Annotated in this window: 14 protein-coding genes; 8 read left to right on the top strand and 6 right to left on the bottom strand. The window is 41.6% G+C overall.

Annotated features, from left to right (window positions below):
* Positions 1–118: 118 nt before the first annotated feature.
* The 7 genes from K6V30_RS03380 to K6V30_RS03350 all read left to right on the top strand — a co-directional run bounded on the left by K6V30_RS03380 (position 119) and on the right by K6V30_RS03350 (position 12,236).
* On the top strand, positions 119–2,830 hold the full coding sequence (locus K6V30_RS03380; protein WP_022301660.1) for a glycoside hydrolase family 2 protein: 2,712 nt from the start codon (positions 119–121) through the stop codon (positions 2,828–2,830).
* Between the two features lie 104 nt (positions 2,831–2,934).
* Positions 2,935–4,326 (top strand): FAD-dependent oxidoreductase, encoded by a 1,392-nt coding sequence (locus K6V30_RS03375; RefSeq protein WP_010535712.1) that lies wholly within the window; start codon positions 2,935–2,937, stop codon positions 4,324–4,326.
* Positions 4,327–4,364: 38 nt separating this feature from the next.
* On the top strand, positions 4,365–5,513 hold the full coding sequence (locus tag K6V30_RS03370; RefSeq protein ID WP_070612873.1) for a glycoside hydrolase family 130 protein: 1,149 nt from the start codon (positions 4,365–4,367) through the stop codon (positions 5,511–5,513).
* 48 nt (positions 5,514–5,561) lie between these two features.
* Complete coding sequence (locus K6V30_RS03365) at positions 5,562–6,665, top strand: glycoside hydrolase family 88/105 protein (RefSeq protein ID WP_022301658.1); 1,104 nt, start codon at positions 5,562–5,564, stop codon at positions 6,663–6,665.
* A gap of 377 nt (positions 6,666–7,042) precedes the next feature.
* Positions 7,043–9,076: a hypothetical protein gene (locus K6V30_RS03360; RefSeq protein WP_022301657.1), complete on the top strand. Its 2,034-nt coding sequence runs from the start codon at positions 7,043–7,045 to the stop codon at positions 9,074–9,076.
* Positions 9,077–9,118: 42 nt separating this feature from the next.
* Positions 9,119–10,930, top strand: coding sequence for a glycoside hydrolase family 2 protein (locus tag K6V30_RS03355; protein ID WP_081030927.1), 1,812 nt, complete (start codon positions 9,119–9,121; stop codon positions 10,928–10,930).
* 391 nt (positions 10,931–11,321) lie between these two features.
* Complete coding sequence (locus K6V30_RS03350; RefSeq protein WP_371441486.1) at positions 11,322–12,236, top strand: glycoside hydrolase family 43 protein; 915 nt, start codon at positions 11,322–11,324, stop codon at positions 12,234–12,236.
* Between the two features lie 476 nt (positions 12,237–12,712).
* Here K6V30_RS03350 and K6V30_RS03345 read toward each other — a convergent pair whose 3' ends face one another.
* From K6V30_RS03345 to xerD, 6 genes are all read right to left on the bottom strand, one after another.
* Positions 12,713–14,266, bottom strand: a complete 1,554-nt coding sequence (locus K6V30_RS03345; RefSeq protein WP_055270880.1) for a sensor histidine kinase — start codon at positions 14,264–14,266, stop codon at positions 12,713–12,715.
* A gap of 124 nt (positions 14,267–14,390) precedes the next feature.
* On the bottom strand, positions 14,391–15,404 hold the full coding sequence (locus K6V30_RS03340) for an aldose epimerase family protein (protein WP_055270878.1): 1,014 nt from the start codon (positions 15,402–15,404) through the stop codon (positions 14,391–14,393).
* 38 nt (positions 15,405–15,442) lie between these two features.
* A complete protein-coding gene (locus tag K6V30_RS03335) occupies positions 15,443–16,981 on the bottom strand; it encodes a YifB family Mg chelatase-like AAA ATPase (protein WP_010535704.1) in 1,539 nt (512 codons plus the stop codon).
* Between the two features lie 13 nt (positions 16,982–16,994).
* A complete protein-coding gene (locus K6V30_RS03330; RefSeq protein ID WP_055270876.1) occupies positions 16,995–18,110 on the bottom strand; it encodes a TlpA disulfide reductase family protein in 1,116 nt (371 codons plus the stop codon).
* Between the two features lie 112 nt (positions 18,111–18,222).
* Positions 18,223–19,914: a tetratricopeptide repeat protein gene (locus tag K6V30_RS03325; protein ID WP_055270874.1), complete on the bottom strand. Its 1,692-nt coding sequence runs from the start codon at positions 19,912–19,914 to the stop codon at positions 18,223–18,225.
* Between the two features lie 138 nt (positions 19,915–20,052).
* Positions 20,053–21,012 (bottom strand): site-specific tyrosine recombinase XerD, encoded by a 960-nt coding sequence (xerD, locus tag K6V30_RS03320; RefSeq protein WP_010535701.1) that lies wholly within the window; start codon positions 21,010–21,012, stop codon positions 20,053–20,055.
* Positions 21,013–21,086: 74 nt separating this feature from the next.
* Between xerD and aroQ the strand changes: the two genes are divergently transcribed.
* Positions 21,087–21,509: a type II 3-dehydroquinate dehydratase gene (gene aroQ, locus K6V30_RS03315; protein WP_010535700.1), complete on the top strand. Its 423-nt coding sequence runs from the start codon at positions 21,087–21,089 to the stop codon at positions 21,507–21,509.
* The last annotated feature ends 23 nt before the right edge of the window (positions 21,510–21,532 follow it).

Genomic DNA, 21,532 nt, shown 5'->3' with positions numbered 1-21,532 from the left:
TTTATTAAAATAATTTGGGACTAAAATCTCATTTATTGACCTGTTTTTGGCAGGTTGAATAAAAGGAAACCTCTACTTTTGTTCCATGCCAAAAACCATTTAAAACTATAACATAAATATGCATAACTTTGTTAAGACCCTTTTTTCTGTTTTGCTACTATTTTTCTGTTCAGTATTGACTGCACAAAATAGGATGAATGACGCCAGAGATCCAAATCGTATTTGGCTTGATTCGGAAGTCACTCATCATGGAGATTATCAGTGGAAAATGATGAAAGCAGGCGATACCACAGATCCGGGTGAGAAGATATCTTCATCAGATTATCCGACTGAAAAATGGTTGCCAGCCATTGTTCCCGGTACAGTCTTAAATTCTTTAGTGTATAACCAAAAATACCCTGAACCTTATTATGGAGTTAATAATAAGATTGAATCGAAGCTGATTCCTGATATTTCTCAGGTCGGACGAGATTTTTATACTTATTGGTTCCGTACCGAGTTTGCAGTTCCTCAATCTTTTAAGGGGAAGAATGTTTGGTTACAACTGGATGGAATCAATTATCGGGCAGAAGTATGGGTGAATGGGAATTTGCTTAGTACCATCAATGGTATGTTTATACAGGACTATATTAATGTGACCGATTTTGTAAAGATAGGGAAGAATAATGCACTGGCTGTAAAAGTGTATCCGGTTGATGTTCCCGGAAGTACTAAGCCGAAGTCTTGGGGGGCTGCGGGAGAATTCCATAATGGTGGTAACGGCAATATCGGATTGAATACTACAATGTTGATGACTGTAGGCTGGGACTTTACCTTTATGGATGGCATCCGTGACCGCAATACAGGTATCTGGAAAAACATTTCTATCTATGCTACCGGAAAGGTAGCTCTACGTCATCCGTTTATTAAGTCTGAATTGCGTAAACCGGATTATGGCCAGGCACGTGAGACCGTATCTGTAGAAGTGATTAATTCGTCAACTAGCAATAGTGGAATTAATTGCAAAGTAAAGGGTGAGATTGTAGGTGAGAATATATCTTTTGAGAAATCATTCCGGGTGATTCGGGGAGAACAAAAACTGGTTACTTTTTCTCCGGAAGAGTTTCCGCAACTTGTGATGAATTCTCCTCGCTTGTGGTGGCCGGTCAACAAAGGACCGCAAAACTTATATGATCTGAAGTTGACCGTATCGGTTGACGGAGTGATCTGCGATTCTGTAAAGACAAGGTTTGGTATTCGTGAAATCACTTCCGATACTAAAACGCCTGACAAATCACGTGTCTTTTATGTGAATGGTAAACGGTTGTTTATCCGTGGTACGAACTGGATACCGGAAGCTATGTTGAGACACTCTGACGAACGTACTTATGCTGAATTGCGCTATACCCGCCAGTCGGGCGTCAACCTTCTGCGTATGTGGGGAGGTGGCATTGCCGAATCTGACTATTTCTTTCAGCTCTGTGATGAACTGGGTTTGCTGGTATGGCAGGAATTCTGGATGACAGGAGATACTCGTCATCCGCATGACAAGGCTCTCTATATGAGTAACGTGGAATCTACAGTGAAGCGTATTCGTAATCATCCGTCTCTGGCTTATTATGTTGCTTCCAATGAAAGCACAGAAATGACCGGTACTCCCGAACTGCTGAATCAGTTGGATGGTACACGCGGATATCAGATGCAGTCGGAGTGTGCTGGAGTACATGATGGCAGCCCTTATAAACAGGTGAATCCGATGCAGCATTATGAAAATACAGCTTCTCCCAGAGGGAGCCGTGTAGATGGCTTTAATCCTGAATATGGTGCACCGACTCTTCCTACAGTAGAAATACTCCGGGAAATGATGGATGAGAAAGACTTGTGGCCCATCAACAAAGAAGTGTGGGATTACCTGGATGGAAATGGTTTTCATCTGATGACTACGATGTATACGGACTTGGTGAATCATTATGGAAAGTCATCTTCGATTGATGAATTTGCTCAGAAGGGACAATTGCTGGGTGCAATAAACTCCAAAAGCATTTGGGAAGTATGGAACTATAATAAGCTGGATTACGGTGACCGTTTTTGTTCAGGTCTTTTGTTCTGGTATCATAACTGCTCGATGAGGCAGGTAGCTTCCCGTATGTGGGACTGGTCTCTTGAACCGACAGCTTCGCTTTATCATACGGCCAATTCTTTGGAACCTTTGCATGCTCAGTTCGATTATCTTAAGAATACGGTTTCTGTGGTGAATGATTTCTATCGTTCTTTCGATAACTATAAGGTTACGGCACAGGTGTATGATATAAATAGCCGGAAAGTGTTTGAAGAATCGGCTGCTGTTAATTTACCGGCAGATGGAGTAGCGAATGATGCATTGACCATTCGTTTTCCCGATGGCATCTCTCAGGTTCACTTTATCAAATTAATACTGAAAGATGAGAAGGGAAAAGAAATTTCTTCTAATTTCTACTGGCGTTCCAACGATAAGTACGAAGGAAAGACGACCTTGACCGGTCCGGCAGCCTCTGGATTTGAGGATTTGAGTAAACTTCGGGCTTCTAAAGTGAAACTGGCTTATAAAGTGAGGGAAGAAGGTGATAACTATTTTGTTGATATCACAATGAGAAATACATCCAATCAGATAGCTTTCTTCAATCAACTGCAATTTCTTAATGCAAAGATGAGTCCGATACGCCCATCATTCTATACGGATAATTTCTTCTCCCTGACTCCGGGTGAAAAGAAAACAGTAACGATTGAGACGGCAAAGGAAAAACTGAGCGAAGGAGCAATGTTGGTATTGAAAGGATGGAATATCGATAGCCAGAAATATAAACTTAAGTAAGATGAAACTTAAATTTATAGCTTCATTGATAGGCGGATTGTTTAATTGAGTTTTAGCGAATCGGACAAAGGAACTGATGTTCACCAAATGATAAAGAGAATACTATGACTTCTAGAAGAGAATTCTTAAAAAAGGCAGGGCTGTTGACCGCAGCTTTCACTGTACCTAGCCTCAATACGCAGGGAGGAACAACGCAATCCAGACTGAGTCTGAAGAATACAAAGATTGCCGTAGATGATCGGTGGGATGTTATTGTAGTTGGCGGAGGACCTGGTGGTTGTGCTGCCGCTATCTCGGCAGCACGCGAAGGGGCCAAGACTCTATTGATTGAAGCAATGGGCCAACTTGGCGGGATGGGGACAGCCGGTATGGTTCCGGCATGGTGTCCGTTTTCTGATGGTGAGAAAATCATTTATAGAGGTTTGGCAGAGAAAATCTTTGAAGCTTCGAGAAAAGGAGTACCGCATGAGAGAAAACAGAAAATGAATTGGGTGAGTATAAATCCCGAATATTTGATGACAGTTTATGATCAGATGGTTGCTGAATCGGGAGCCCGAGTACTCTTCTTTTCAAGAGTTGCCGCTGTAGAAAAAGTAGCCGATGAAACGGTAGATGCTATTATTGTTGCAAATAAATCCGGGCTTGTTGCTTTCAAGGCAAAAGTTTTTATTGATGCGACAGGTGATGGGGATTTGGCGGCATGGGCAGGCGCATCATTCAAAAGAGGAGATGATAGTGGGGTGGTACAGAGCTCATCTTTATGTTTCTCGTTTGCCAATGTCGATAGCTATAACTACAATCTGACGGGGCCTTCATTGCATACTAGCAATAAGAACAGCCCTGTTTATAAAGCGATTGAGTCTGGGAAATATCCATTGATAGATAAGCATTTTAATAGTAATTTTATTGGTCCGGATGTGGTACAGTTCAATGCCGGACATCTTGATAATGTCGATTCAACGGATCCTTGGGCTACTACGCAGGCAATGATGGTAGGTCGGCAAATTGCCGGACAATATTTGGAAGCAATGAAGGACGTTCAACCCAAAACTTTTGGTAGTGCTTTTTTGGTGAAGACTGCTTCTTTGCTTGGAGTCAGAGATAGCCGTCGGATTGAAGGTGATTATACTTTTACGGTAGAGGACTGGAAAGAACGTAGAACTTTTGAGGATGAAATCGGACGTAACTGTTATTATATAGATGTTCATAAGCCCGGCCATAAAGAGACACGTTATAAAAAAGGAGAATCTCATGGAATCCCTTATCGCTGCCTGACACCTAAAGGACTGAAAAATGTATTGACTGCAGGACGCTGTATATCTACTGATGAAGAAGCATTCGGGAGTTTACGGGTAATGCCTCCTTGTCTGGTGACTGGCGAAGCTGCCGGAATGGCTGCAGTACATGCTATAAAACAGGCAAGGAATGATGTCCACAAAATCGATACTGATTATCTGCGTAAAAGATTGAAGGAGGAGGGACAATATCTGTTGTAAAGGTATATGATTTATTATGAATAAAGCAGGAAAATAAGATGAAACTAAAACTCGTAATTAGTCTGACCGGTATATTGATGTTATGTGGATTTACCATGAAACCTTCTACGGATACGACTACAGGTAAAGAGGATAACAGAAATTGGGTACTCGGTCCCTTCGTACGTCCTGAAGGTGCTAATCCCGTAATTTCACCTCAACCTACTTCTTTTTATTGTCCGATGCAGAAGCAACAGGTGAAGTGGGAAGAGAGTGATACATTCAATCCGGCGGCTACCGTGAAAGACGGGAAAATAGTCGTACTTTACCGGGCGGAAGATAATTCAGCACAGGGCATCGGTAAAAGGACTTCACGTATCGGATATGCTGAGAGCACGGATGGAGTCACAATGACAAAGCTGGATACTCCAGTATTATTTCCAGCGGAAGATAACTTTAAAGGTATAGAATGGCCCGGTGGCTGTGAGGACCCGCGTGTAGCAATGACGGAAGACGGACTGTATGTGATGCTTTATACGGCATGGAACCGGAAGACACCGCGTATCGCTGTAGCCACTTCCCGGGATCTGAAAAACTGGACAAAACATGGACCCGCTTTTGAAAAGGCCTATGACGGACGTTTCACTAAAATAGCCAGTAAATCCGCTTCCATACTGACTAAAGTAAAGAAAGAAAAGCTTGTTATTGATAAAGTAGATGGCAAGTATTTCATGTACTGGGGAGAGTATGCTGTTCATGCAGCTACTTCTGACAATCTTGTGGACTGGTATCCAGTGCTGGACGAGAAGAATGAACTAAAGAAGTTGGCGAGACCGCGTAAAGGTCATTTTGACTGTCAGATGACAGAATGCGGACCTCCGGCAATACGGACTAAAAAGGGGATCGTACTTCTATATAATGGAAAAAATGCAGGAAAAGAGAGGGACACCGATTATCCGGCAGGAGCCTATTGTGCAGGACAACTCTTGTTTGATAATAATGATCCTTATAAAGTTTTGGATCGGTTAGATAAACCTTTCTTTGTACCTGAGGCCTCTTTTGAGAAAAGTGGGCAATACAAAGATGGAACGGTGTTTATTGAGGGATTGGCGTATTATAAGAAGAAATTATATCTCTATTATGGTTGCGCAGACTCGAGAATAGCAGTGGCTGTATGCGATAATGTAAGGAATCTGAAAGTTAGATGATTAGTTGTATATATTCTATAATTGTATAATAAATAAAAATAAGTCGTTATGTGTAAAAAACTACTTTTATTATTGCTTTTGCTACCTTTTCAACTATTATGTGCTCAGACTAAGTTGTTGACGGACTTTCCGGAGGGTTATACCCCTGAAGAGGTCGGCAAGCGTTTGGCATATCGCTTTATAGGTGAGAAGCACGCGCTTCATGCCGGTAAATGGATTGGGTATCCAGAGACGTTTTATTGGAATGGTGCACTAAAATATGCTGCGGTAACAAAAGATAAAGAGCTGATTAAACTTTTGCAGAATAAGTTTGAACCTCTGTTTACATCAGAGAAAGCATTGCAACCGATTATGAATCATGTTGATTTGAATATGTTTGGCAGCTTGCCACTGGAAATGTACCACGTGACAAAAGATAAGAAATACTGGTATCTGGGATTGCCTTATGCTGATTCTCAATGGGAAGTTCCTGCAAATGCCAAACCAAAAGAAAAAGAATGGGCTGAAAAAGGATATTCTTGGCAAACACGTTTGTGGATTGATGACATGTATATGATTACGATTGTGCAGACCCACGCATACAAAGTGACAAAAGACCGTAAATATATTGACCGGGCAGCGAAAGAAATGGTTATGTACTTGGACGAGCTGCAACGTCCGAATGGACTTTTCTATCATGCTCCGGATGTTCCTTACTATTGGGGACGTGGAAATGGATGGATGGCAGCGGGTATGTCGGAGTTGCTCCGGTGTTTGCCCAAAAAACATAAAGACCGTGCCCGTATCTTAGAAGGTTATCAGAAGATGATGAAAAGTTTGAAAGAATATCAGAATGCAGAAGGGTTGTGGAACCAACTGATTGATAAACCTGATTGCTGGACGGAATCATCAGGATCGGCTATGTTTACTTTCGCATTCATAATGGGGGTTAAGAATGGTTGGCTGGATGCTGACGAATATGCACCTGCTGCTCGAAAAGCGTGGCTGGCTTTAGTTCCATACGTTAACGAAAAGAATCAAGTAAAAGCTGTTTGTGTAGGAACAAATAAAAAGAATGACTTGCAGTATTATTATGATCGTCCTCGTCGTACGGGTGATTATCATGGACAGGGGCCCGTCCTTTGGTGTACTGTCGCTCTTTTAGAGAAATAACTGATTATTCCTTGTCCTTGTTTTATTGCTGAGTAAATCACAGTAAATCATATTCCGTAGTTTCCCTTTTTAGAGGGGAAACTGCGGTTCTTTTTATAATAATGGATATGGTTCTATGAAACAGAATATCTCTGATACCGGCAATGGATGGATGGAAAAAAGGACATTATATGTTCTGTTTTGGTATTATTTTATTCATTCTACGTACATTTAGAACGGATTCTTCTACTAATTGCTCAATTTGTTTTACTGAGATAGAGTGATCTTCGCTAATTTTGTACTCGTTGATAAGAGCCGGAATGGCTTGAAAATATATCTAAATAAAGTATTAACAGAATCAGAATTAGTTGCTGATTCATATAATTATGATGAGCTGTATGAACTTAAAATTCTTGCTTTGTGGAATAGCTACTGTACTATTGACCGGAACTGTTAAGGCTGTTGACTATACGCCGGAACAGGTGAATGCACATGTTTCTTTGAAAGTGCCTGGAAATAAGGCCAAGCAGTACCCTTTAATTTTGAAGAGAGTGCAGAATGATAATTCTACCTATCAGTTAGTTGCATCTGAAAGCATTCCGCTGACGATTTCTCAGAAGATCAAAGAAACTAATGGACGTCTACATATTGACATGTGTATTACAGCTCTGGAGGATGTGTACTTTAATTATGGACAGAAGGTAGTTACTGGTTTCCGCCATGACGATTGTTTGTTTTATATGCCCGGATTCTGGTATCGTCGCAATCTGCGTTCACCTAAAGAAGCTCCTTCGTTTCATACATCTGATAGTTGGGTAGTCCGTGAGGACAGGTTGAGTGCTCCACTGACCGGAATTTATAATGAAAAGGACAAGCGATATATGACGGTAAACCGGCTGGATAAGTTTACGACTGACGCTTTGACTACGCATAAAGAAGGTGAAGTAATTCTTTCCGGAAAAACATCTCTGGGCTTTACAGGTTTTGAGAACCAGAATGGAGTGGCTGCCCTTTCTTTCGGTTTTCCTTATCAGGAAGCTCCCAGAAGCTATATCCGTAAATTGACATTGGCTCCTAAGGTAGAAGCTTTTCAGTTATTGAAGAAAGGGGAAAACGTAATGTTAACTTGGGAAATCTCAGAAAGTAGTGCTGATGATTTCTCCGATTTTATACGTCAGACTTGGGAATATTCTTATGATACTTATGCTCCGAAACCTGTTGATACTCCTTATTCTATTCCGGAAATGAAGCAGACACTTAGTCATTACTTTGTGAATAGCTTGGTAAGTAGGCCGGAATTGACCTATAATTCGGGTGTAGGTTTGCGTACGGATGATTGTAAAAGTAATGGTGAGGCAGAAATAGGTTTTGTCGGGCGTGTTCTTTTGAATGCATTCAATGCATGGGAGTATGGCTGGGAGAATAATCGCGAAGAATTGAAAGACAATAGTCTAAAGATTTTTGATAGTTATTTGAAGAACGGTTTTACTCCGGCAGGTTTCTTTAAGGAGTTTGTTAACTTAAACCGTGGATTTGAGGAACCGGTGCATAGTATTCGACGTCAGTCTGAGGGAATTTATGCGATGCTTCATTTCCTGGCGTACGAAAAGGAGCAAGGGCGCAAACATCCGGAATGGGAACAGCGGGTAAAGCAAATGTTTGAGATGTTTCTGAAACTCCAAAATGCTGATGGAAGTTTCCCAAGAAAATTCCGTGATGATTTTACGATTGTTGATAAGAGCGGTGGTAGTACTCCTTCAGCTACATTGCCATTGGTGATGGGATATAAGTATTTCAAAGACAAGCGATATCTTGCCAGTGCCAGAAAAACAGCCGAGTATCTTGAAAAGGAGCTGATCTCCAAAGCTGATTATTTTTCTTCTACACTGGATGCAAACTGTGAAGATAAAGAAGCGTCGTTATATACAGCTACTGCTACGTATTATCTCTCACTGATAACGAAAGGTGAAGAACATAAACATTATGCTGATTTGACAAAGAAAGCCGCATATTTTGCTTTGTCCTGGTATTATTTATGGGATGTTCCGTTTGCTCCCGGACAAATGTTGGGAGATATCGGTATGAAGACTCGTGGTTGGGGAAATGTGTCAGTAGAAAATAATCATATCGACGTATTTATCTTCGAATTTGCTGACGTACTTCGTTGGTTATCTAAAGAGTATAAAGAGAACCGCTTGTCAGATTTTGCAGAGGTGATTTCGACCTCTATGCGTCAGTTGTTACCCCATGAAGGGCATATGTGTGGAATTGCCAAAGTGGGTTATTATCCGGAAGTAGTTCAGCACACTAACTGGGACTATGGAAAGAATGGTAAAGGATATTATAATGATATTTTTGCCCCAGGATGGACGGTTGCTTCTTTATGGGAACTTTATACTCCCGGACGCGCTGAAACTTTCCTGAAAAAATAAAGTGATGCAGGTTGTATCTGGAGAAATCTTTTAAATTATATCATGATGAAACAATTGATTATCTTATTAGTTGTATTTTTAAATTGTTCGTACTTGTCTGCCCAGTGGAAGCCTGCAGGAGAACGAATTAAAACAGAATGGGCTACCAAAATAGATGTTGAGAATGTGTTGCCCGAGTATCCCCGTCCAATTATGGAACGTCCGGATTGGATGAATCTGAATGGGTTATGGAATTATGCCATTGCTCCGGTAGGGCAGGCTGCTCCTCAAAAATATGATGGACAGATTTTGGTTCCTTTTGCGATAGAGTCTAGTTTGTCCGGTGTTGGAAAAAGGCTTGGAAAGGATAATGACTTGTGGTATCAACGCAAATTCTCTGTACCATCAAAATGGAAAGGTGAACGTGTATTGTTACATTTTGGAGCTGTTGACTGGAAGGCTGATATTTGGGTAAATCAAATCAAAATAGGACAACATACAGGAGGTTTTACTCCTTTCTCATTTGATATCACTCCTGCTTTAAAAAATGGAGAGAATGAACTGGTGGTAAAAGTTTGGGACCCTACTGATAATGGTACTCAGCCTAGAGGAAAACAAGTGAATAAACCGTCGGGTATCTGGTATACGCCGGTAAGTGGAATATGGCAGACGGTGTGGCTGGAATCTGTGCCTGCACAGTTTATTACGAACATCAAGACAACCCCTGATATCGACTTGAATAAGTTGGTGGTAGAGGTTGCTACTGATAAGAAGAAGCTTTCGAGCAAAATAGAAGTAAAGGTGTTCGATGGTAAGGAGTTGGTGGCTAAAGGGATTTCTATTAATGGTGTTCCAGTTGAAGTCGCTATGCCAGCTGATGTAAAGTTATGGTCACCGGATTCTCCTTCTCTATATGATTTGGAAATCAGTTTGTTTGAAGGGAATAAGCTGATGGATAAGGTTAAGAGTTATGCTGCTATGCGTAAGTTCTCTACCAAGAGAGATAAAAACGGTATTGTGCGTTTGCAGTTAAATAATAAAGATTTATTCCAGTTTGGTCCTTTAGACCAGGGATGGTGGCCTGACGGTTTGTATACAGCTCCTTCGGATGAAGCTTTGGTATATGATATTCAAAAGACGAAAGATTTTGGCTATAATATGATTCGCAAACATATCAAAGTGGAACCGGCTCGTTGGTATACGCATTGTGACCGTTTGGGAATTATTGTATGGCAGGATATGCCGAGCGGAGATAAAAATCCGGAATGGCAGATGCGTGAGTATTTTACAGGAACGGAAAGAAAGCGTTCTACAGAATCGGAGGCAACCTATCGTAAAGAATGGAAAGAAATTATCGACTGTCTTTATTCTTATCCTTGTATCGGTACATGGGTGCCGTTTAATGAAGCTTGGGGACAGTTCAAGACTCCGGAAATTGCTGAATGGACAAAGCGATATGATCCTTCACGACTCGTGAATCCTGCTAGTGGTGGTAATCATTATACGTGCGGTGATATGCTTGATTTACATCATTATCCGGGTCCGGAAATGTTTTTGTATGATGCTCAACGTGCTACTGTGCTCGGAGAATATGGTGGTATCGGTTTGGTATTGAAAGAGCATCTTTGGGAACCGGATCGTAACTGGGGATATGTCCAATTTAATACTTCTAAAGAGGCCACTGATAAATACTTGGAGTATGCCAATGTGTTGAAAGATCTGATTCCTCGTGGATTCTCTGCCGCTGTTTATACACAAACTACAGATGTTGAGGTAGAAATAAACGGATTGCTAACTTATGACCGTAAGGTTATTAAACTGGACGAAAAGGCATTGAGGAAGATTAATAGGGAAATTTGTGATGCTCTGAAATAATTGGCTTCAATTATCACATAATATTTATCTGATTGTTGGTATGGGGCGGACTAAAACACTTTTTTAGCCCGCCCTTATAGGATTATCACTAGTTTTCTATCAAACATAATTAAGAATAGATACAATGACTTCAAAAAGAAATTTCTTAGAGAAGGCTGGTTTACTTACTGTTTCTGCTATTAATAATGCATAAAAGGATAGTAGTAGAATCTCTGGTTCCATATGTGATGTATACTTTGCTTACAAGGTGTAGTGATTTTGTACGAAAATATAGTAACTTTGCCTGCATCGTATAATTATAAACTTAAAAAGTCTGTCTATGATAAGGAAAGAGATGAGCGCTCTTTTACTTCTTTGTATCCTGTTGGTTTACAGTGGAAAAAGTAGCGCAATGAATAAAGGAGAGAAGAATATTCCGAACAAAGAAGTGAGTGTTGAGTCAGATCGTCTGCCTATTGCTGATCCATATGTGATGCTCTACAATAATAAGTATTATGCCTATGGTACCGGTGGTACAACAGCAGGTGAAGGCTTCGCCTGCTTCTCCTCCGATGATTTGAAAAATTGGAAACGGGAAGGGCAAGCACTGTCGGCTGCAGATTCATATGGAGAGTGGGGCTTTTGGGCTCCGGAGGTTTACTATATTAAATCAAAAAAGAAGTTTTATATGTTCTATTCTGCGGAAGAGCATATCTGTGTAGCTACTTCTGATTCCCCGGCAGGTCCCTTCCGGCAAGAAGTAAAACATCCTATTTGGGAGGAAAAGAGCATTGATACCTCTCTCTTTATAGATGATGACGGTACTCCGTATCTTTATTTTGTACGCTTTACAGATGGAAATGTGATTTGGGTAGCTCAGATGACCGATGATTTGATGAAGATTAAGACGGAAACTTTGTCGGAGTGCATAAAAGCGGAGGAGCCGTGGGAACTTTTGCAGGCTAAGGTTGCAGAGGGACCTTCAGTCTTGAAGAAGAATGGAACCTATTACTTGATTTATTCAGCCAACCACTATCAGAATAAAGGTTATGGAGTAGGTTATGCTACGTCTGAATCGCCAATGGGACCATGGATTAAATATAGTAAGAATCCGCTTTTACAAGGCGTTGAGGCGATAGGATTGGTAGGTACCGGTCATGGTGCACCTTTCCAATGTAAAGATGGTAGCTGGAAATATATTTTCCATGCCCATTGGAGCAAAGAGAAAATACATCCACGTACTTCCTTTTTTAAGAATTTTGCTATTTCAAACCAAGGAGCCGTTTCTATTAGTGGGAAGGTAATTGAGCCAAGAATCGTGAAATAACAACTCTGATAACTGAAAACGAATCGGGTACTTGACAAATGTTTTTAAATGTTGTATATTTGTAGTTCTAAACCTGAACAGAATCATTTAAGAACGGCAAATAAAATGAGAAAATTAGTATGGAATCATCTTCTATGGTGGTATAATATAGTAACAAATAGTGCTTGTCCCTTTGGTGTATATTAGGGGATAGGATGCTTTAATATAGGAAAAGGCTGCAAACTTTATGAGGTTTGCAGCCTTTTTTGTCTTATAAATTCGAAGATTATTCTGTCGATTTCTATTTTAGAGTAACAGGGACGTTTATAATAAACGATCACAGTATTTATTATAAACCCGCCTGTCGTTTATGTGCTAAACTGTTGCTATTTTTTGTATGAGTAGAGTGCCCGTTCTCTGATGGTGGCTAGAAGTAGTAATTATAGCCACCATTGGAAGTCGGTAATCTAACGATATAAAGTCCTTAAATACTTTATTTATGCATGGAGTTCCAGAATAAACCGGCATCCCTTTGTATAACCTGTATCCAACGTCAGGCTGCCATTCATTTTCGTAGCGATGAGTGAACAGATGGGTAATCCCAGGCCATCACCTGTTGTCAGATCTTTTACCTGTGTGAATGGTTTGAAGAGATTTTCTTGTTGCTCTGCCGAAATGCCTGTACCTGTATCGGTTATGATAAACTGATGGGTGTGTGCGCCGCGTTTCTTGAAGTCAAGGCTGATACGTCCCTGTTCTGTGTAGAAAGCGGCATTTTTCAGCAGGTAGAGAAGAATGCGTTCCAGTTGCTCTTTATTTGTTTTTACTTGGAGCTTGGGTGCGTTTACAGAAGGAGTGACGTTTGGTTTCATAAATTCTTTCGCCTTCTCCATCACGTTCTCGCAGAAAGTGCCTGCATTGACTTCTCCCATTTCATAAGGTTCAGTCAGTGAGTTCTCCAAAAGGGAAAGTTCCTGAATATCGTCGCTGAATTGCTTTAAGGCAGCTACTTGTGCCTGCATTTGCTCTGCTTGTTGAGGAGCTTTGGCAGAGAGAGCCTTGGCGGAGGCTCCTAAAGTGTTCAGAGTCGGTTCCATCTGCGAGGATATATTCTGAATGAATTTAGTTTTCAAATCATTGTGCTCATTGGCTATGATCACACTCTTTTTAAGTTTGCGGTTACCGGCGATAAATCTCAATAATAAGATGGCGAGTACTATCAATGCGGCTATGAGGATGGCCACAAGTGTACAGAGTCCTATGATGATATATTGCTTGGCAGATAAGGTACTGTCTTTGTCTTGTATAGTCAGCAGGCTTTCATCATATTTCCTTTTCAGGACATTCAGTTCATCCTGAGCAGTCAGGGCTTTTACTGAGTCGGTCCAGACGATATAGCTTTCGTAGGTACGTTCCATTAGTGAAGCATTGTTAGCTTTACGTGCGATGCCGATTAAGGTCTTGTAGCAGTCGCTCACTTTGTCGTAATCCTTCTTTTCCTTGTATTGGTTGATGAGTTTGCGGAAACAGGCATCCCCTTGTGTATTTTGATTGAAAGTATAGTAATAGTTGGCTTTCGTGTAAAGCAGCACTTCCATTAAGGAGTCATTCTTGGCGAGCTTGGCCATCTCTTCCAGCTTGTCCAGTTGGTTTTTGGCTTGTGCAGGATTTTTCAGTGCAATGTACATCTGCAACCGTTCCTTGCTGATAGGGAACCGTAAATCATAAAAGACTTTTTTCTGTTTCTGTTCGCCTGTCCAAATGAATTGTTCCATGTCGCGGCATAGTTCGAAGCCTTCCTTGTAGAAGTTCTCTCTCACATATAAGGCGTTGGCCTGAATACCACACTCTATAGCCTGTGGATAGTTTTCGCGTGCAGCAAATGCCTCGTACGCTTTCTTGAACAGATAACGGGCTTTGATGTAATCTTTCTGCTTCAAGCTACTCAAAGCTTGTTCCTTTAGCTCTGCAGCTTTGTCTTGAGACGCTTGTGCATAAGCTGACAGGTAAAAACAAAATGTGATCAGGAAGGTTACAATGGACGTTTTCATATTGTTGCTTTTTTGTTTATCACAAATGTAAAACAAATATATGAATAAAAAGAGATTGGTGGCAAAAAAGTTTTTGCTGTCCATACGGAGACAGAGGATGTCAGCGTGTGGACAGCAGGAGAGGTTATCTTTCGAATGTGTAAATACTTCTGTGGAGATACTCTTCCCCCGGCATGAGCAGGCAGGAAGGAAAATGCGGATGCGAAGGGGTATCCGGGAAGTACTGCGTCTCCAAGCATACACCGATATCCGGTGTGGGAGCGAGATAGCCGGAGGTATATAATAAAACACCGGGTAAGTCAGTCCTGACAGTCAGCTTTCTACCGGAAAAAGGATCGGATAATACGGCGGCTGTCAATAACGTGTCGGACGATTCTTCTTTCAGGATATAGCAATGATTGTATCCCTTGTTCCAATGTAACTGTTCGTCATCATCGTAAAGATGCATTCCGATACTATGACTGATGGTAAAATCAAACGGACTGTCTTTTACGTCCTGCATGTGTCCGGTAGGAATAAACTGTGAGATGGTTTCTAATATCCGGGTAACAGGTATCATGAGTTGGTGTTCCGTTATTTTTCGTTTATCGCCGGACAGATTGAAATAGGCGTGATTAGTCAGATTCAGATAAGTGGGGCGATCTGTGATTCCATAATAACTGATTGTCAGTTCATTGGTTTCTGTGAATTGATATTCTATTTTTACGTGTACATTGCCCGGATATCCTCCTTCCATATCCGGAGAGTGGAGAATGAAGCGGATACCGGAATCAATTTGCTCCCATTGCCATATCTTCTTGTGAAAACCGGATGCTCCGCCATGATTGGTGTTTTCTCCATCGTTTTTCTCCAACTGATAAGTAGTGTCTTTGATGGAAAAAGATGCCTGATAAATGCGGTTAGCGAACCGGCCTACAGTGGCTCCCATATAATAGGTGTCTTTTATATATCCTTCAGCGTTATCGTATCCCAACAGAATGCTTTCAAAAATGCCATGTTTATCGGGCATATGGGCTGAAACCCAGCTGGCTCCCAGATTGGTAAGTTCAATGGACGCTCCGGAAGCATTGGTCAACCGGAACAGATAAATGGATTCTCCCGATGGAGTATATCCCCAATGTGTAATAGCGGTATTCATGATTTACTTATTTGATGTGAATCTTTTGTTTAATATCCTTAACCTGCCCAGTTCTCTCTGTCCAAATTACGATAACTGATGGCTTCGGCCAAATGTGAAGGTTGAATCCACTCCATATTTTCTAGATCGGCAATAGTACGTGCCACTTTTAATATACGGTCGTACGCGCGTGCAGAGAGATTGAGACGTTCCATCGCGTTTCGTAGCAGAGAAAGTCCTTTGTCATCCGGATGTGCATAGATGGATAGTAGTTTGCTGCTCATCTGCGCATTACAGTAGATACCGGGGTAATCGGCATAACGCTGTTCCTGTATCCGGCGTGCCCGAATCACTCTTTCCCGAATGATGCTGCTTGCTTCTCCTTGCCGCTGGTCGGATATCTTATCAAAAGGTACAGGAACGATTTCTATCTGAATATCAATGCGGTCCAGTAATGGGCCGGATATTTTGTTCAGATACTTCTGCACCTGTCCGGGACTGCAAACACATGCTTTGGTCGGATGATTATAGTATCCGCACGGACATGGATTCATGGATGCGATGAGCATCAGATTGGCTGGATAACTGATGGTGCTCTTTATACGAGAGATGGTTATCTGCCGGTCTTCAAGTGGTTGGCGCAATACTTCCAGCACTCCTCTGTTAAATTCCGGTAGTTCATCCAAAAATAAAACTCCATTATGTGCCAGACTGATTTCTCCCGGCTGTGGAAAACTTCCGCCGCCGACCATGGCTACTTGCGATATCGTGTGATGAGGATCACGGAACGGGCGTTGGGAGATCAGTGAAGAACCCCGGTTTAGTTTTCCGGCAACAGAGTGTATCTTGGTCGTTTCCAGGCTCTCACCCAGGGAGAGAGGAGGAAGAATGGAGGGTAACCGTTTAGCCATCATAGATTTGCCACTGCCGGGAGCACCGATCATTAGTAGATTATGTCCTCCGGCAGCTGCTACCTCTAATGCTCTTTTTACATTTTCTTGTCCTTTTACATCTGCAAAGTCCAGGTCAAAGGCTGTCTGCTGTTGATAAAACTCTTCCCGTGTGTTGACTATTGTCTGCTCCAGTTCTTTTTCGTTATTGAAAAATTCTATGACTTCTTTGATATTGCTGACACCATATACCTTCAATTGATTAACGACCGCTGCTTCCCGTGCATTTTGCTGAGGAATAATGAGTCCCTCAAAACCTTCTTCGCGAGCTTTGATGGCAATAGGAAGTGCTCCTTTGATAGGCTGGATGCTCCCGTCAAGGCTAAGTTCTCCCATCATCAGATAACGGGAGAACTTCTCAGACGATATGGTTTCGCTGGCACCCAGCAAGCCGATAGCGAGAGGCAAATCATAAGCCGAACCTTCCTTGCGGATATCGGCAGGAGCCATATTTACGACCAGATTGCTGGTCGGCATCTTATAGCCATTGACTTGCAGTGCGGAGATAATACGTTGGTGACTTTCCTTAACCGCAGAATCCGGAAGACCGACGAGATAGAACATACAGCCACGTGAGCTGTTGACTTCGATTGTGATGAGTGTTGCATCAATCCCTTGAACAGCCGCTCCGAAAACTTTAATTAGCACGTTTGATGATCGTTTATTTTTTCTGTTTGTTTTTCTTTTCTTTTTCTGCCGATTCTTCGACAATCTTTTCTATTTTCTTTTTCAGTTCTTCCCCCTGAAGATTCTTGGCTACAATCTTTCCATCTGACGAGAGAAGTATGTTGGCAGGTATTTTCCAGACGGAATATTGCTTGGCAACTTCAGAATTGAGTCCGCCGAAATCACATACTTGTTCCCATTCCAGCGTATCACGCTTGATGGCGTCTTTCCATTGCTGTTTGTCTACATCCAGTGAAATACCGAGCATGCCTATATATTTGTTCTTCTTATACTTCTTGTAGATTTCTCTTAGTTCGCTATTGTTCTGTTTCCGGGAGATGCTATCGTTCCAGGAAGCCCAGAAGTTAATTAACAGGCTTTTTTGCTTGAATGCATCCGATGAACGGGTGATCTTTTCTCCTTTGGCATTGGGCAGGCTGAAGAAAGGCGCATATTTGCCAACCTCTGCTTTCTCCGCTTGAGTGATCGTTTCAGTCAACCGTTCGACATATGGTTTATCCTGTAATACACCTGTCATTACATTAACCAGCTTTTTGATTTTAGTGAAATCCGGTGATTCTTTCTGAACGAAGTATTTATCTAATAAGTAAAGGCTGACATAAGAGGAGTGGTGTTGCAGGATGAATTCTTCCGCTTTCTCTTCAGCAGTTTTTGTTTCCTCTACATTTTTTGTCTTATCAGTTGCTTCTTCACCAATCTTTTCCGAAGGATTGACCGGCCCTTTCAGTTCTTGCTGAAAGTCTGTAAACTCTTCGTTGTATATATTTCCAGTGACAGTCAAGAGATTAAGGTTGATTGTATCTCCTTTTATCTTGATCTTGTTTCCTTTGTCCAGAAAAATAGGATATTCTATTTGGTTCTTGAGCAATAGATAGGCAGAAGTGATCGTATCTACATTGGTGGTGTAAGAGAACTTGTCATTCTCTGCATAAATGGTGTCTATCCGGTCGTAGAGTTCGTCCATGCCGTACAGATAAAGTGTATCAGTGCCGAGTCCTTTGATCTCTCCTGTGATGGTTGTCTCGTTGGAGCTCTTTTTGCATCCGGCCAGACAGATAAGTATGAGGATTAAAATGCTGCTCTTTTTCATTGCTTTGATTTCTTTTCTGCGAAAGTACGGTTTTTTACAGATAAAAAAAAGAATTGCCCGTCATTTGTAATGACGAGCAATTCTCAATATTTAAAATAGAGTGGTAATTCTCTTATTTAATGATGCTCATGAAATCTGCATTTGTGAAGAACTTAGAGAATTCCAAGTCTGTTGCAGCCTTCTTAGCCAACGCAGGTTCTTTAGCAATAGCGCTCTTCAAGCTGCTAGTTACCATAGAAGAATTGTTAGTTCTAGCACCCAGAACCGCCATCAGGTAGTCTGTGTAAGCATCAGGTTTTTCTACGCCTGCCAATGTGTTTTTAGCTTTGTTGTAGTCCTTAGCAAGGATCTGAGCCAAAGCAGCACTGTTAGTTTTAGCGTCACCGAATGAGTTAACTGCTCTTTCATACTGACCTTGAGCGATGTACAGGTTACCCATAGATTCGCCAAGTTCTTTTGTACCTGCAGCTTTACCGAAGTAAGCTTCAGCAGCAGTTTTGTCACCCTTGATCAAAGAGATCAAACCTAAGTTCATGTTAACTTCAGGAGTAGCGTTTACGCTGGCAGCTTTCTTCAAGTAAGATTCAGCTTTGTCAACGTTACCAGCCTGATAAGCCAGTTTACCAAGGTTGTTGTATCCACGGTAATCGTTAGGGAACTGTTTGGTAGCCTGAGTATAGATAGCTTCCTGTTTAGCAGGATCGTTAGTCAGTGTAGCAGCATACAGCAATTCTTCCACATTCAGTTCAGAAGGATTAGAAGAAGCAAGCTTAGCAATTTCTTCGTCAGACTTACCGATGATTTCGTAGTTCAAAGTCAAACGAGAACGACGCAGTTGAGGAAGGATATCGTCAGCCAGGTTCTTGTATACAGAAGAGATGTTCTTGATTTCCTGTTCTCTCTGTGCAGGGTCCTGATACATAGACAGTACGCGAAGGATCAGTTCTTTGTCCTGGATGTTAGATTTAGAAACCAGTTCCTGGAAGCCTTCCCAGTCCTGTGCAGTATATTTAGCGTCAACCGGAGCGTCGATCTTAGCTTTCTTCAAGTCTTTGTTCAGCATCTTGGTAGTGTTACTTTCACGGTTTTCTGCCAGAGTTGTATTCAGGCTTACACCACCATCAGGAGAAGCATAAGCAGAAACTTCGATGTTGCTGATCTTCTTGTTTTCAGCGCTGTTTACGTTAGCAACTTTCTGGTTGAATTCTTTTGCAGTCTTCAACTCGCTTGAACGGATGTTAGCTTGTTGGATCAAGAACATGATGTTGGCATCGTGCTTTTCCTTGATGATACGTTGGAAAGCATCTTCGCCCAATGCCGGGTTAGCGCTGCCCAATGTGTTGTTTACCAACTCAGAAGTAGAGATTACACCGTCAGCGACTTTTACTGCAGGAATAACAACTTCTTTGTTACCAACTTTAGCTTTAAATTCAAGCCACAGTTCAGATTTAGCCATTTCAGGAACATAGTCGAAAGACGTTTTCATCGTATAGCTACCACCTACTTTGTAAGAGATAGTCTGATCGTTTCCTTCTACTTTTTCTCCTTGGAATACAGCACTTTGCCCTTTAGCTTCACCGCCATTCCATTTCAAAACCGGAGTAACTTCTACTACAGCTTTTTTCTTGAAATACTTTTCAGGGAATTTACCGTTAATGGTAGCAGGAACTTTACCACCTACTGCTTCCAACACTTGTGGAGTAACAGTGAAGTAGTCCGCTGACAGGGGACCCATTTTCTTGCACGAAGAGAAAAGTGCAACAACAATTGCCATGAGTAAAGGCAAGTACAACTTCTTTGTCATTTTAGGTATAAATTAAATGTTTGTAATTGAAATATCGTCATATTTATAACCCCTTTTCAATCCTAATAAAGTAAAAACATCGCAAAGATATTAATTCTTAATATAATTATGTAGTTAGCAGGAGGTTTTTATCATAATTTAATGAAAACTTGACTCTTTTTCTTTCCGATACTTAATATTTCGGGGGTGATGCTCGATAATCTCGCTACGAAGCATGTTGCGGTCGATATGGGTATAAATTTCGGTCGTTGCGATGGACTCATGTCCGAGCATGCACTGGATGGCCCGTAGATTGGCGCCACCTTCCAGTAAATGAGTGGCAAAAGAGTGTCGGAAAGTGTGCGGACTGATGTTCTTGGTGATACCTGCATTTTGCGCTAATTCTTTTATCATGTGAAAGATCATGATTCGGGAAAGTGATTTGCCCCTTCGCTGGCTGACAAATACAAAATCCTCATAGTCTTTTTTAACTTCTATTTGGTTGCGGTCTGCGAAATAAAGTTTGATCTCGTTAATGGCACGGGGAGAGATAGGAACAAGGCGTTGCTTGCTTCCTTTGCCTTCTACTTTTATGAAACCCTCATCGAAGTAGAGGTCAGATAGCTTGAGATTGACAAGTTCGGATACGCGTAGTCCGCAGCTGTATAATGTTTCCAGGATAGCTCTGTTGCGTTGTCCTTCGGCCTTGCTGCGGTCTACGGCGGAGATGATGGTATCTATTTCCTCTACTGTCAGTACTTCGGGAAGTTTAAGTCCTATCTTAGGACCTTCCAGTAATTCGCTGGGGTCGGCTTCCAGATAATCCGCCATAATCAAAAAACGGAAGAAAGACTTGATGCCGGATAAAATGCGTGCCTGCGAGCGGGGATGGATGCCAATGTCATGTAAACCCGCAGCAAAGCGCTGGAGGTCCGACTGGCATACTTCGAGGACGTCTATCCCTTCCAGCGTCAGAAAACTCATCAGTTTATCCAGATCGGTCAGATAAGCGTCCAATGTATTGGGAGATAAAGACTTTTCCAGTTTGAGATACTGCCGATACTTTCTGATTATCAGTGCTTGTTGCTCCTTCTTCTTGTTTTTTTCGTTGATTTCCATTTCTTTTTTCTACCTTTGTAGCCTGAAATATTGTTCTTTGGATACAAAGGTATTAAAAAAGCAGGACTACGGCGATGAGAATACAAATTATTAATGGCCCGAACATCAATCTGTTGGGCAAGCGTGAACCTTCCATATACGGAAGTGTTACATTTGAAGACTATCTGGCTGAGCTTCGTAAAAGGTATGCTGATTTGGAGATCGACTATTTTCAATCGAACATTGAGGGAGAAATGATTGACTGCATTCAGCAGGTAGGTTTTGAGGCAGACGGCATCATTCTGAATGCCGGTGCTTATACGCATACATCCATCGCTTTGCAGGATGCCATTCGTTCTGTGACTTCTCCGGTGATCGAGGTTCATATCTCTAATATACATAGCCGCGAGTCTTTTCGGCATGTATCTATGATTGCCTGTGCGTGCAAAGGAGTCATCTGTGGTTTCGGGCTGAATTCGTATCGTTTGGCTCTGGAGGCTTTGTTAGATAATAAATAAGGTATTAATATATTAAATAGGTA

It is taken from the genome of Bacteroides faecis (assembly GCF_020091505.1).
Lineage (GTDB): Bacteria > Bacteroidota > Bacteroidia > Bacteroidales > Bacteroidaceae > Bacteroides > Bacteroides faecis.
Note: the sequence above shows the minus strand (reverse complement) of the source record. Positions and strands in the feature narration are given on the sequence as shown.